The organism is Moorena sp. SIOASIH, assembly GCF_010671925.1.
In the GTDB taxonomy this organism is placed as follows: Bacteria; Cyanobacteriota; Cyanobacteriia; order Cyanobacteriales; family Coleofasciculaceae; genus Moorena.
Genome location: NZ_JAAHIH010000004.1, coordinates 1252079 through 1265783, shown reverse-complemented (window position 1 = coordinate 1265783; position 13705 = coordinate 1252079). Strand labels below are relative to the sequence as shown.

General features: G+C 42.6%; 15 protein-coding genes. 9 read left to right on the top strand and 6 right to left on the bottom strand.

Features of this window, described 5'->3' with window-relative positions:
• Nucleotides 1–179 precede the first annotated feature (179 nt).
• Nucleotides 180–320: a hypothetical protein gene (locus F6J90_RS26915; protein ID WP_293100549.1), complete on the top strand. Its 141-nt coding sequence runs from the start codon at nucleotides 180–182 to the stop codon at nucleotides 318–320.
• Nucleotides 321–517: 197 nt separating this feature from the next.
• Here the strand turns inward: F6J90_RS26915 and F6J90_RS26910 are convergent, their stop codons facing one another.
• On the bottom strand, nucleotides 518–3436 hold the full coding sequence (locus tag F6J90_RS26910) for a CHAT domain-containing tetratricopeptide repeat protein (RefSeq protein WP_293100546.1): 2919 nt from the start codon (nucleotides 3434–3436) through the stop codon (nucleotides 518–520).
• 35 nt (nucleotides 3437–3471) lie between these two features.
• Nucleotides 3472–3603 (bottom strand): hypothetical protein, encoded by a 132-nt coding sequence (locus F6J90_RS26905; protein WP_293100543.1) that lies wholly within the window; start codon nucleotides 3601–3603, stop codon nucleotides 3472–3474.
• 270 nt (nucleotides 3604–3873) lie between these two features.
• On the opposite strand from F6J90_RS26905, the gene F6J90_RS26900 reads away from it, so the two are divergent.
• From F6J90_RS26900 to F6J90_RS26885, 4 genes are read left to right on the top strand one after another with little or no spacing between them, the layout of a single operon-like run.
• On the top strand, nucleotides 3874–5367 hold the full coding sequence (locus F6J90_RS26900) for a hypothetical protein (RefSeq protein ID WP_293100540.1): 1494 nt from the start codon (nucleotides 3874–3876) through the stop codon (nucleotides 5365–5367).
• Complete coding sequence (locus F6J90_RS26895; protein WP_293100537.1) at nucleotides 5357–5488, top strand: hypothetical protein; 132 nt, start codon at nucleotides 5357–5359, stop codon at nucleotides 5486–5488. Before F6J90_RS26900 ends, F6J90_RS26895 begins: the two co-directional genes overlap by 11 nt.
• Nucleotides 5489–5494: 6 nt before the next feature.
• Nucleotides 5495–5653: a hypothetical protein gene (locus F6J90_RS26890; RefSeq protein WP_293100535.1), complete on the top strand. Its 159-nt coding sequence runs from the start codon at nucleotides 5495–5497 to the stop codon at nucleotides 5651–5653.
• Nucleotides 5647–6795, top strand: a complete 1149-nt coding sequence (locus F6J90_RS26885; protein ID WP_366513890.1) for a DUF1822 family protein — start codon at nucleotides 5647–5649, stop codon at nucleotides 6793–6795. Before F6J90_RS26890 ends, F6J90_RS26885 begins: the two co-directional genes overlap by 7 nt.
• 267 nt (nucleotides 6796–7062) lie before the next feature.
• Here F6J90_RS26885 and F6J90_RS26880 read toward each other — a convergent pair whose 3' ends face one another.
• The gene (locus tag F6J90_RS26880) at nucleotides 7063–7338 is read right to left on the bottom strand and encodes a hypothetical protein (RefSeq protein WP_293100532.1); all 276 of its coding nucleotides are present in this window, start codon (nucleotides 7336–7338) and stop codon (nucleotides 7063–7065) included.
• A 236-nt stretch (nucleotides 7339–7574) separates the two neighbouring features.
• On the opposite strand from F6J90_RS26880, the gene F6J90_RS26875 reads away from it, so the two are divergent.
• The gene (locus F6J90_RS26875; RefSeq protein ID WP_293100529.1) at nucleotides 7575–10205 is read left to right on the top strand and encodes a CHAT domain-containing protein; all 2631 of its coding nucleotides are present in this window, start codon (nucleotides 7575–7577) and stop codon (nucleotides 10203–10205) included.
• Here the strand turns inward: F6J90_RS26875 and F6J90_RS26870 are convergent.
• Nucleotides 10189–10332, bottom strand: a complete 144-nt coding sequence (locus F6J90_RS26870) for a hypothetical protein (RefSeq protein WP_293100526.1) — start codon at nucleotides 10330–10332, stop codon at nucleotides 10189–10191. The genes F6J90_RS26875 and F6J90_RS26870 overlap by 17 nt on opposite strands.
• Before the next feature lie 80 nt (nucleotides 10333–10412).
• Here F6J90_RS26870 and F6J90_RS26865 point away from each other — a divergent pair, with 80 nt between their 5' ends.
• Nucleotides 10413–11171 (top strand): hypothetical protein, encoded by a 759-nt coding sequence (locus tag F6J90_RS26865; RefSeq protein ID WP_293100524.1) that lies wholly within the window; start codon nucleotides 10413–10415, stop codon nucleotides 11169–11171.
• Here the strand turns inward: F6J90_RS26865 and F6J90_RS26860 are convergent.
• Together F6J90_RS26860 and F6J90_RS26855 are read right to left on the bottom strand one after the other, a co-directional pair.
• Nucleotides 11128–11277 carry a hypothetical protein gene (locus F6J90_RS26860; RefSeq protein ID WP_293100521.1) on the bottom strand — a complete coding sequence of 50 codons (150 nt, stop codon included), beginning with the start codon at nucleotides 11275–11277 and terminating at the stop codon, nucleotides 11128–11130. The two genes, F6J90_RS26865 and F6J90_RS26860, sit on opposite strands and share 44 nt — an antisense overlap.
• Before the next feature lie 704 nt (nucleotides 11278–11981).
• Nucleotides 11982–12464, bottom strand: a complete 483-nt coding sequence (locus tag F6J90_RS26855) for a hypothetical protein (protein ID WP_293100518.1) — start codon at nucleotides 12462–12464, stop codon at nucleotides 11982–11984.
• A gap of 254 nt (nucleotides 12465–12718) precedes the next feature.
• On the opposite strand from F6J90_RS26855, the gene F6J90_RS26850 reads away from it, so the two are divergent.
• Entirely contained in the window at nucleotides 12719–12844 is a 126-nt protein-coding gene (locus F6J90_RS26850) for a hypothetical protein (protein WP_293100515.1), read from the top strand.
• Nucleotides 12845–13179: 335 nt separating this feature from the next.
• Nucleotides 13180–13446, top strand: a complete 267-nt coding sequence (locus F6J90_RS26845) for a hypothetical protein (RefSeq protein WP_293100512.1) — start codon at nucleotides 13180–13182, stop codon at nucleotides 13444–13446.
• Nucleotides 13447–13705 lie beyond the last annotated feature (259 nt).

Here is a 13705-nt window from a genome sequence, read left to right as displayed (position 1 = left end):
GGTGTGGGGTGTGGGGTGTGGGGTCACGGGAGTGCGATCGCTCGGGTAGGGAGCTTTAAGTGCGATCGCCTATAGTGTAGGTTGGGTTTCGTTTCTTCAACCCAAGACACCAACCCTGATCAATATCCTACTTGACTGATGTTGATAAAATAGAAAAAACTGGAAATCATCTTGAAAGTATGATCAAAACCTCAGCCTTTCAGCAAGCAATTGAAACCGTTGAAAAATTGTCCTTAGAAGAGCAAGAGATATTACTCAATACTCTTCTCAAAAGATTCCATCTACAACGGAGAGGAATACTAGTGCAAGAAATCCAATAAATTCACCAAGAGTTAGCGGAAGGTAAAGTAAAATTTTGCTCAGTTGATCAATTCCTAGAAGAACTCGATTAATTGAGAAAACCGTGCGTCAGTTAGCAGAAAATCCCTTAGGCAAGAGGCAAAAGGCATGCATGCAACAGGGGCAAGATTTCCGGACTACCCACACCCCACACCCCACACCCCACACCCTCAATTCTCTACCTAGCTTCGCCAATCACAGTAAAAGCCGCCCAAGCTGAGGGGTCTGGATTACCATCTCCATCATGGAGCATGGATAACATCGCCTCTCGCATGGCTTTGGCTTTATCAAATTTGTGAGTGTAAATATTAGTGTAAAACTCCCTCATCAACTTGACCGTATCATGATCAGGTATTTTCCATAGGGACACCACCAAACTGGGTACACCTGCCGCAATCAAAGAACGGGATAAACCAATTACTCCTTCCCCTTTAATCTCACCCCTACCGGTATCACAAGCACTCAGGACCACTAACTTTGCGTTCAATAAGGGGGGTTTCCGGTGTTGGTCACTGATCAGAATTTCACGACTGGTGAGAAAGCCATCATGGTCTGGTTCCTCAGGTGCTAATGCGATCGCACCGGGATAATCAATACCATTGACATCATCCAGTAAACCATGGGTAGCGAAATGGATCACCGAAGCTTTGGCCATTTTGCGCACAATGGTTGGTTCTGTTGCTTCCAAACCAATCAGAGCTTTTGTATTCAGCAATTGAGCAATGGTTAATGCTTCTGTTTCTGCACCCAGTAGAGGGGTTAAGGGTTTTTGTTCCAGTCCGATTTTAATCGTGGGCATGGTGGGATTCCCGACAATCAATGGTTTTCCCCGGCTGTGTTGGACTCGATGCCAATGTTTACGGGTGAACCACAGGGATTGAATCGAAGGAGCAGTGAGAATGGTATGGTTTTCGATTAGATACTTTCCGTTATCATCTACCAGAGCAGCAAAGGAAACCAGAAATAGTTCTTGATGGGGGATAAAAATAATACGGTCTGATGCAGTTCTTGGTAATAAGTCAACAATCGGATTAATCAGCAGTTGGTAGAGTTGGTGTAGGGGATGTTGTAGTAGATTACTATTGTTAGTATTTAGTTTAGTATTTAGTGGTGAAGCAGCATTTTGATTAGGTAGTTGCTGAATTGAAGTATTAATGAGCGTACGTCTAGTTTTGGTCAAGCCCCCTAAATCCCCCAACTTTGGGGGACTTTGAGAGTTTTGTTCCCCCCGTCTAGTTTTGGTCAAGCCCCCTAAATCCCCCAACTTTGGGGGACTTTGAGAGTTTTGTTCCCCCCGTCTAGTTTTGGTCAAGCCCCCTAAATCCCCCAACTTTGGGGGACTTTGAGAGTCTTGTTCCCCCCGTCTAGTTTTGGTCAAGCCCCCTAAATCCCCCAACTTTGGGGGACTTTGAGAGTTTTGTTCCCCCCGTCTAGTTTTGGTCAAGCCCCCTAAATCCCCCAACTTTGGGGGACTTTGAGAGTCTTGTTCCCCCCAAAATTGGGGGGTTAGGGGGGCGGAATCATACCCATAATCAGCAAGGCCCTGATTACCTCTACCTCTGACACCAATCTGCATACGACTGACTTTGACTAGTTCCGCCAGAGAAATATCTTGGGGTAAAGTATTACTACGGAAAGTAATCTCACCAGTAGGAGCAATCACCCAAATATAAATCTGGTCATCAACAATCGAATATTCCACCAAAGTGGCTTGTTGTTGTTGAGCAATTCGTTGAATGTCTTCAAGAGTAGGAGCTTTAGTTTGAGGACGTTCAGATAACCGTGCGGCTAATAAATCAATCAGAGCGCGGTTGCGACCCTGTTCGGAAATTTCTAAGCCTTGTTTTGGTTTACCTAGAGCAACCAAAACCTGTTGTAAGAGACGATAGGTGCGAGCTTGTGCTTCAAAAATAGAAACCTTCCAATCATCTTGATTACCCAGGTCTTGGCGGATATCTTCCCAAATTTCAATGGCATTAAATAGGTGAGTTTGGGCTTGTTCTAGTTGATTTATTTCTAAGAAAGTAGCACCGAGATTATTCAGGGAGATAGCTTCACCCTTACGGTGCCCGATTTCCCTCGCAATAGCTATGGATTGTTGGTGGTAATCAATGGCTTTGTTGTACTTTCCCAGATTACCGTATCCAATACCGAGATTCTCTAGGGCGTGAGCTTCACCCTTGCGGTGTCCGATTTCCCTAAAAATCCCTAAGGATTGTCGGTGATAATTAATCGCTTTTTTGTAGTCTCCCAGATTACCGTATGCAATACCCAGATTATCCAGAGAATACGCTTCACCCCGGCGGTTTCGGATTTCCCTTTTAATAGCTAAGGATTGTAGCTGGTAATCAATCGCTTTTTCGTAGTCTCCCAGATGACGGTATGCATTAGCCAGATTACCCAGGGAGCCAGCTTCACCCTCGCGGTTTTCGATTTCCCTAGCAATAGCTATCGATTTTAGCTGGTAATAAATCGCTTTTTTGTAGTCTCCCAAACTCTCGTATGCATTACCCAGATTACTCAGGGAGCGAGCTTCACCTTGGCGGTTTCCGATTTCCCTAAAAATGTCTAAAGATTGTCGGTGGTAATCAATGGCTTTTTTGTAGTTTCCCAGATTACCGTATGCAAACCCCAGATTAGTCAGGGAGCGAGCTTCACCCTCGCGGTCTGGAATTTTCCTAGCAATAGCTATCGATGGTAGGTAATAATTAATTGCTTGTTTGTACTCTCCCAGATTAGCGTATGCACGACCGATATTACCCAGGGAGTGAGCTTCACCCAGGCGGTGTCCGATTTGTTTATAAATCACCAATGCTTGCTGCTTTGACTGTAATGCTTTTCGGAACTCACTGCGACCAATGTGACGAAGTCCTTGCTTAAATAGTTTGTCCGCCTCTGCCTGCTTACTGTCTACTTCAACAAAGGCATCACCAGGGGCTAAACTCCCTTGTTGCTCTAGGCTAACAGTGTTTTGTTCGTGATCCAGTCCTGGCAAACTCAGGAATCTAGCCAGAACAGGGAGTTGCCCAGGGGTAAGGCAGAGAGTGAAAAGTCCCAAAAACAAGACCTGCTTAAGTTTAATAGGATGTGGTATCATGGCAGATTTACCCAAAATCTGAGACATTCCTGAGCCTAGGCAATTATTAAGGGAGCAGGGAGCAGGGAGTAGGGAGTAGGGAGTAGGGAATAGGGAGTCGGGAGTCGGGAGTCGGGAGTCGGGAGTCGGGAGTCGGGAATAAAATTTAGATGTACCTGACTATACAAGAAAACACTAATACTCCTCAGACCTACTTCCTACCCTTAACTTATACACTTCAAGCCCAGTTTTTTCCACAAAATGCATAGGGTCGGATACTTACCAGATAGATAAGAATGAGATTTGGTTCCCTTGTCGGCGGAGATTAAGTACCTGGGCAAAAATAAACCTCACTTCTTGATGCAATAGCGAGTGGGGGAAACCACGGCAGTCGCTCATGGGGGGAACCCCCAAGACCGCGCTGCCTCCCCAAGACCGCGCTGCATCGCTGTATTAACTTGTGTAAAGTTGCCAAAAGTCCCTCTGCTGCGTACTCCCTATTCCCTATTCCCTACTCCCTATTCCCTACTCCCTACTCCCTACTCCCTACTCCCTCCTCCCTCATGAAAACCAGCTCAGCCAAATACTGGACACTCAATTACATTAATCGTTTGGGTCAACATCAAACTAAACCCATAGAAGAGGCTAAGGAATTTATCAGTGCCCAATCTCTTACCTTGTCTACAGATGAAGACACCATAGACCAAGCACTGATTAGCAGACTGTGGCAACGTTATCACACCCAAGACGAGGACCTTGAGCTGGCTGAGGTTTGTCTACGTTGTTTAGTTTCTCACCAAATCAAAGAGGTTTGTTATCAGTTAGTAGAGCAATTTGGTCAGCAACATAATTTTACCATGGATGACCTACTGCCATTAGTCCTTGACCGTTATCCTGAGGGCGAGCAAGGGCATAAACTAGGGGGAGATAATTCTATAATTACTTATAGTTTACAAACCTTTGACCCAGATAAAAGTAGCTTATTTTCCTGGACAAAGAGACTAGTGAAAACCCATAGGGATGTGAAACGATTTTTACTATACTATGGAATTGAGCAGGTAACGGATTGGTTATTACTGAAACAAACTACTCCTGGTAAACTACACCGTATTCTATCGGATTTTCATCAGCTAACTGCTCAGGAAATTAACCACTATCGTGAGTTATTAGAAAGTTATCAAACGATTTATGTACGTCAACTGCAAGCAGAGCGTAATCAAATTAACCAACAACGACAACAACAGGGCTTAGGTAAACTTACAACTCCTTACCCAATTCCGAGGAAAGAACAATTACAGCTGATAGGACAACTATCTCCAGAAGCAGTGCTTACTGATTTACAACGGTTAGCTCAGCTAATTCGAGACTATAAAAAGAATCGTGGCAGGAATGTTCCCACTCAAGCTTTAGGAAAATTTGAGCATCAATTAGCAGCTGATGATAGGAGTAATAATCAAGAGGAAGACGAGGTATTAGCTGCCTATGACCAATTACTACAGGATTGTTTAACTACTGCTATTCAAGAGGTTATTCAAAACAGAGTTGCTTATCTAAGTCGTCAACAAAAGCCAAGACATCAGCAATTTTTAGAAGCACTGGATTTATTTCACTGTAAGCATGTTACTATGACTAATATTGCTGCCCAAATCGGCTTAACTGCTCAATATCAAGTCAGTCGCTTGCTAGACCTGAAAGCCTTTCGGGCTGATATTGCTAGACGCACTTCCGTAAGATTACATCAGCAACTCGTCAAGTTAGGCCAAGCCTACGCTTCTGCACAAGATGTCAAGGAATTAGACAAACGAATTAGTCAGTTTGTCGAGGAAGAAATTAACCGAATTATGACTGCAGCTAGGAAGGAAACCTTTGTCAAAAACAAATACAAACTCTCTAGTAATTTTTCTAGGACTTTATGTGAAATATTAAAAAAGGGAGCAGGGAGTGGGGAGTAGGGTGTGGGGTGTGGGGTGTGGGGAGTGGGGAGTAGGGTGTGGGGTGTGGGGTGTGGGGTGTGGGAATTTTATTGGAATTTTTGCCTCTTGCCTCTTGCCTTCCCCTCCTGGGAGGGGTTAGGGGTGGGTGCCTCTTGCCTTCCCCTCCTGGGAGGGGTTAGGGGTGGGTTCCTCTTGCCTCTTGCCTCTTGCCTGTTCCCCATTCCCTATTCCCTATTCCCTATTCCCTGTTCCCTACTCCCTACTCCCTATTCCCTGTTCCCTCAATATATTACAAAAATGCTAAATACATCTACAGAAATGATTGCCTTTCCAGCATTAACGGAAACCTTAACCCTGGAATTAGAACAACAACAAAAAGCCCTGGATATGACTAACCAGATAGGGGAAACATCAGGAACATTAGCTATCTATCTCCAAGAGTTAGCCTTACTAGTCTTTGAAGATTGGCTAGCAAAACGGGAGCCAAGTTTACGGGTAGAACGGGCAGCTAATCGGTTAGGAGACTCTGGATTATCTCAAGCTATTTCTAAAGCTATTAATGCTGTGTGTAATCTACAGATAGGAGAGTTCAAGATTTGCCTTATTCCTAGCTTTGGATTTAGTGACCCCTTCGTAAATCTGCCTCAAGGGATTGTTACTATTCCCAAATTCACTGCTCATTTTTATGTCGTGATTGCGATTGATGATGACTTAGGGATTGCTGGGATTAAAGGGGTAAATCGATACGACCAGTTAGTCATAGATATTAGTAATATAGTTGTTGACTCTGATCATAATTATGAGATACCTTTATCTAGGTTTACTATGAGTGGAGACGACTTAATACTGGATTTACAATGTCTATCTCCTCAGGAAATTCCTTTACCAGAAATACCACAGCCCAGTCAGGATTATATTAAAGACGTAATCGAAATCCTGAATCAACGAGCGATTAATGTGGGACAATGGTTATATAATCAAATTGATGACCTAGCTCAAGAATTATCTTGGCAGCTATTACCAGCACCTTCCCCGCAATTGCGGTTTAGTCGTACCCCAGCCCAAGAATTAGCTGAGATTATAACTATTATTGATATCGAAATTCCTGCTGCCGCTGTCCGTAGTTATCGAGATTTCCAACTAGCTGGAATTCCACTGCGCCTTTATGCTATAACTTGGCAATTACCCCAGTTTGAACCAGAGGGAGATTGGACTATATTGCTAATCCTGGGAGCTAGCCCAGGTAATACTCCACCTTCGGGCATAAAATTGCGTATTACTGATTATACCATGGTCTTGGATCAGCAGGAATTGAGCACTAATGAGGACTATTTATTTACTCAGTTTGTGGGGGCTAATCATGAAAAGTTTCTAGCGACAATTACCACTGCTGAGGAAACAGCACAAATGTCGATGTTGTTTGAATTTAAAGGGAGTAGGGAGTAGGGAGTAGGGAGTAGGGAGTAGGGAGTAGGGAGTAGGGAGTAGGGAATCGGGAATCGGGAATCGGGAATCGGGATTTCATGTAGGGTGGGCAGTGCATCAGTTAGATTGATTTGTTTGTAAAGGGGGTTGTTAGGCACTGCCCACCAGCAGTCGGGAATCGGGAGTTGCGTAGGGTGCGTTAGGGGCGGGCTTGCCGTCATGTTCAACACCGAGCGCCAGTGTTAGGTTGCTGCCCGTAACGCACCACCCAAGGGCTCGCCCTGATTTTCAACCTCTGAGCGCCTGGTTGAAACAGCCCGTCGGAAATGAAACGGGCAAGATGCCCATTCCACCCACCGGCTCTGACCGCTGACCGCTGACCGCTGACCGCTGACCGCTGACTACTATAAGTTCATGTAGGGTGGGCAGTGCATCAGTTAGATTAATTTGTTTGCAAAGGGGGTTGCTAGGCACTGCCCACCTACGATTAATCACTATAAGTTCATGTAGGGTGGGCAGTGCATCAGACAGATTTTGAAGCTTGCAAAGGGAGTTGCTAGGCACTGCCCACCCTAGGATTAATCACTTGTTTACTAGTTCATGTAGGGTGGGCAGTGCATCAGACAGATTTTGAAGCTTGCAAAGGGCTTTGCTAGGCACTGCCCACCTAGGATTAATCACTTGTTTACTAGTTCATGTCGGTGGGCAGTGCATCAGTTAGATTAATTTGTTTCCAAAGGGGGTTGCTAGGCACTGCCCACCCTACGATTATAAGCCAATTAACAACTACTCTAAGTCAGATGAAAAGTAAGATTTTTCACCTTAAAGTCATCAAAATCAAGTCAGGATGTAACTTTGAGTTATCTTGGGAAAATGGTAAGACTATTGCTGCAATAGTAGATTATCCTCAAGACCTTGATCAAGGTTACCAAGACTGGAAATATGCTTACATTAATTGTTACCAAAATTTGCGAGGTAAAGTCCCAAAAAGTGGTAGAATTACAGTTAAGAAAGATCCAGCTGCCCTGTTGCGGGAAGCAGAAGCTAGGTTTTTATCAATATTTCATAGTTGGTTACGGGATGGAGAGTTATATGAGATTCGTGAGGAAATTGCTAAGGCAGTTACGGATTCGTCTATTAATCGTCGGTATTGGGTTGATATTATCCTCACCTGTAACTGTCCTGAATTAACTCGCTTACCTTGGGAAGCTTGGGAAATTACTACTACTACTAGGACTAATTTATCCGGATTCGGAACTATCCGGATTGCTCGTGTTTCTAAGACTATCCATGCTGGAATTAGTCATGATAAAATTATTCCTTCAATCCGTCGTCGAGCCAGAGTGTTGGCTATCTTGGGTGATGAAAAAGGATTAGACTTTAAAGAAGACCGCAAGGCGTTAGCTCACCTGTCTAAGCTGGCTGACATAAAATTTATTGGTTGGCAACCAGGAACAGAGTCTACTAGTCTTAAGCAGGAAATTGTTAAGGAAATTGCTAATCCTAGGGGTTGGGATATTTTATTCTTTGCTGGACATAGTAATGAAACTCCTTGTACTGGTGGGGAATTACATATTGCTCCTGATGCTTCTCTAGGAATTAATGAGATTCAACAATCCCTCCAACAAGGGATAGCTAATGGCCTGAAGTTTGCTATTTTTAATTCTTGTGATGGTATCTCGATTGCGGAATCCCTAATTGCTTTAGGCTTACCTCAAGTGGCGGTAATGGCAGAACCTATTCACAATCAGGTTGCTCAAGTTTTTATTGTCAAATTTCTCAACAGTTTGGCTGAGTATAAGGATGTTCATGAAGCGCTACGGGATGCTTGTGCTTTTCTCAAAGACCAACAAAATCTTACCTATCCTTCTGCTTACTTAATCCCTACCTTATTTCGCCATCCCCAATCAGTATTGTTTCGCTTGGAACCATTTGGTTTAGGGCACAGTCTCAGAAATTGGTTGCCCACTAAAAAAGAAGCCCTTTGGTTATCGGCATGGTTAACCGTTAGTTTAATACCAGATTGTCAGGATTTACTGTTAGAATCTCGTCTGTTGTTACAAGCTGGTTACCGTCAGGTTACTCAGCAGGTGCAGTGGCAAGCTAATCCTTCTCCAGTTAAGTCTCCAGTTCGGTTAGTTCAAATTGATAACAAGTCTCTTGAACAGGACAACGTTAAATTGGTGGATGGAAGGTATATGGATTATGGTTACTTAGCAAGTATATTAGATAAATTAGTTACCAGTAATGCTAGGATAATTGGGTTTGATTATATCTTAGATCAAGACCAACAACAGCCAGATAATAGTAAACGGTTACGACAATCAATTACTGAAGCGATTAACAATAATACCTGGTTAGTTTGGGCAGCAATTGAAGCTGATCCTCCTGCTGATTATTATGGGGTGAGTGATAAAATTGCTAACCTCAATCAAACCATGGAAGGAGATATTACAACCTATGATTGGTATGTGGAGTTACCTAGCAACAAGTGTGATCAAAGTTGTCCGTTTAGCTATTTACTAGTCCTTTCCTATTGTTTACGTGATCAAGATTCCGGCACTACTCAATTGGCTATGGGATTACCTGAGCTTCAAGACAGTAATCAGAACTTTAGGACTTCAGTGATTGATTTGGTTAATGGTTCCGATACACAAGCCCATACACAAACCAATACACAACTGGCTTGGTTGGGGAGGGTCAAACGTCCTGCGATCGCATATTTCTTACAATGGTTTCAACCGATTATTGACTATTCCCTACCTCCAGAGCAAGTTTATCAAAGAATTTCTGCTTGTGAGTTATTAGGCTCCTGTTCGAGCCCCCTAAATCCCCCAATTCTGGGGGACTTTGACATCATTACCCCCCAAAATTGGGGGGTTAGGGGGGCAAAACTAACTAAGCGTCCTATAACCTTTAACCAGACCATAGTGATTGTTGCTTCAGGAGGATATAAAGAAGCAGGAATTGATCAAGAAGGGCAAGATAATAATCTGCTTCCCCTTCCGGTAGCCTTCTGGCGTGGTTCACAGGGTTGGCGAGATTGGTTCGATAGCAAATCATCATTTACTGGTGGTGAAGCCCATAGTTACATCGCCCACCATCTTTTTTACCAGCATCTGGTGATACCAATTCCTAATACCTTGATGATTTTGCTAACCGCTGTTTTAGGTAAGGGATTTAGGTTAATTAAACAGGATTATCCTAAACAAGGGAACAGGGAACAGGGAACAGGGAGCAGGGAGCAGGGAAGAAAAATTATCACAATTGATTTAGGATCATTCTTGATCAATCTAGGTAATGCTTGGTTGATCTATTGGTTAGTTTATTGCTTGATTTCACTACAAATTTATATCTCCTTGAAGGTGCTGCTACCTACTTTGATGCCTTTAGTAGTGTTTAGGATCTATAGCGTTACGCAAAGGGAGTAGGGAGTAGGGAGTAGGGAGTAGGGAGTAGGGAGTAGGGAACAATTATTGTTAAAGCAAAATCCAAAAGTAAATAATAGTTTACTGGAATCAGCTCAAATATAGCGTTTTTCATAACTATCATGTACACAATATTTTTTCCCGATTCCCGATTCCCGATTCCCTAAAAACCAATAATTTGTACTTTACCGAATTTAAAAATACTGTATTATGATTAAAATAATCCAAAACAAATCCACCCTGGCACTAACAGTGGTCGTGCTACTCTGTTCTTCTGCACTGCCTCTTGAAGCAATAGTAAAAAGACCTCAGTCTGGTCAAGAGTTATCCCACTTTCAACGGCAGCTAGTTACCTTAAAATGGGCTGATATCTGGGAGAGATTGCGACGTAAAAAAGGTAAAGGGGGCACAAGAGATCCTAAGGCTATCGAGCAAACTCTCTGCATGCTCACCCCTGGTAAACTACCAGATATTGACCCGAATTCTGATCAGACAGGAAGCTTAGAAATTTGGAGTGAGCAACCCCTATTCCTATGGCAAGGAGAAATGAAAGGTATTGAGGTGCGTGAACATCGTACTCATCAACAATTGTGGGAGCAACCCTTAGAGCCTACTACTACTAGTATCGTTTATCAAGGGAAACCCCTACAACCAGGTAAAGATTACTTTTGGCGGAATACAATTCCTTTAGAGGAACGTCCTACTAATATAAGTTTTCGTTTAATGAATGACGAAAAGCGTAATCAAGTCACCGCTGACTTAACTGCATTAGAAAGTAATCTGAAAGCTGAAGATGCGAGTGCTGATCAGATTGCTCTGAAACGAATTAACTATTTCATCAACAAACAACTTTGGTCAGATGCATTAACGGAAATTTATCTGATGCCTAATCCTCCGGCTGAGGTAACTGATCTTCTTGATAAGATTAACAATAAGGCTCATGATTTTTGTAAGAAGGAGCGGGAATAGGGAGTCGGGAGTCGGGAGTCGGGAGTAGAGAAGAGGGAGGAGTGAGGTGTTGGGGTAAAGCTCCAAGACCTTGCTGCATCCCTTTGTCTATCAATGCTAGTTTCATATCAAGTCCGGTTGAATACCCATAATAAAAGTGTATCGAAGGCAGAGTGTAAGTATTCAACCGGACTTGATATAAGATGGGTTTAATTAAGCTTTATTTTTTATTTCCTAATTTTAACTCAATTAAATTCATAAATTTACCATCATATCAATCAACTTTTGGTGTCTATTTCTTGTTTAAATTTACACAAATAAACATGATTAGCGTAAATATTACGCTAATCACTCGTAGAAGTTTTTATACCTACTCGGTTTATGATGATGATTATTACAAATGCTCATTTTTTCCCCTAGGTCTATATGGTTAAAACCAAGCTATATCAAGGCTTCAACTTCCTTGTCACCCCGTGAGGGCTTACTCATTGCTGCTACTGTACTTAACATGTCTGAACACCGCTATAGCTCTTACAAGCCCAGATGTGGTTCAACAGTTACTCGTTTTGGAATTGCCCTCTCACCAATAATGGGATTTATATTATTGGTGAGAAAGCAAGACACCATCTTATCAGCCGACGGACTCGCTTCAGGGACTCCAGGGTTTTGACCACACTCCCCATTGATAAGTCAATTTCTCAGGTGCTGAATTACTCAAACCTAGTCTGATAGACTTTTTTAACACATATGGGCAGTCTGTGATCACTGCTTAATTAGTGTGCCCTTCTACTTAAATTCCTTAGGCTTCAATGTTTTTCGAATACCTTATAGTTATGGTATTACTTTAACATTAGAAACCTTCCCATCTAATCCATTTTTGTATGCCACATAAACCTCGACACCATTATCATCGATTGATTTTTCAAATGTTTCAACACAAAATTCATTAAAATTTGGATCTGTGATGTCTATAACTGCAAAGTCATCAGTAGAATCTGCCTCGGGATGATCATAGACTTCTACTCGAGTTTCAGAATTGACAAATCCCAAGATCTTTAAAGATCTTGCTTCATCGTTATCGCCGTAACATTCCGATCCCGATGATTGACAATTCTCATCAATACTTACAGTAGAATCGTAACTAAAAACTATATCTTGTGTACAACTGTTACCTTCGTAAAATATCAAATCATCGGCGGCTAGCGCTGTGCTTGGTTTGACAATTAACAAGCTTAGTGAAGCTAAGAAAATTACTAGAAAAGCCAGAAAATTCTTTCGCAGCAAATTAATGAGTGAAGTAAATTTTTTGTTCATCACAATACCTTCAAAACAAACAACTTTTATCTCAGTGATACCATTTCTATTCTATTTAATTTAATCGTGCCACGAATACAGACCCCTGCTATAGCCTTCCCCCCAAAAGTTAGGGGTGACTAAAGTTCGGTTTGATATGGCGCAACATCAGGGAGAATTGGTATAAGACAATCTAAACTTTAATATCCCTACTTCGTCAAACTGGGTGACCACTAAGGCTAAGCTGATTATCTTATATAGCAGTTTTCAGCCTAATGAGGTACACAATATTTTTGCCCTCTTCCCTCTTCCCTCTTCTGTGTTTCCTGTTCCCTGTTTCCTGCTCAGTTCCCGTTAGCGCAGCGTCTGGCTCTGCCAGTAAGCGTGACCCACGGCCTTAGATCCCTAAAACCCAGGACGAAAGACCTCATGAGTATGGGAATTCCTATAAAAGTTTGAGCAATTTAGCTCGTTTGTGAGTTTCTCATAGAAAGTTATCGTTCAAATCCTTAATTAGGATGGCTTTCAGAGTTTCACTTCCCTGAATTTTCCTAAGTAATTTGACTGAATGTAGCATTCTGCAGATAGGGAGCAGATCAAATTTTAATAACAAATGAACTACTTGACAAAACGACAAAAATAATGTTAAACATGTCAAGTTACATAAACAGGTTAAGCGCAAGAAAAACGAACTCATAATATGCGAGGGAAACCGATGTAACAATAAAGATTTCCCATGGTAAAAGGCTTCGATACACCCCCTAACTCAACGGCAACCAGTAGTCAATCCTTGCCACTACAGCCTGCTAATGATGCTCAAAAACTTCAGCAGCAAATGCTCAAGTATTGTGAAAACCTCTCTCTTGGTGCGCGTTCCCTAGGTCGGGTTTCCCGACCGGGGTCGCACCGCAGTGATCCGCGAGGGAAACAAGGTGTGCTTCATCTATTTGTAAGTATGGTGATGATTGCACTCTTAGCCACCATGGTCGGCGCAAGGGGGTGATATCAAGTCAGGTTGAAACCTATAATTAGAGGGAGGGTGGGGAGATGGGGAGATGGGGAGATGGGGAGATGGGGAGATTTTTATTAAGGGTAATTATCCCGACATGATATGAGAAGACATTGAAACCTATGGACTCAGCCACCAGCATTGGTTATCGACCTTTTTACCATTACCCAATGGGTACCCATTGCAGATACATAAGGCGCGAGTATTTGAGTAAATATCCCCCAGTACTTTTGAGCAGAGCTTCAAGAGCTGG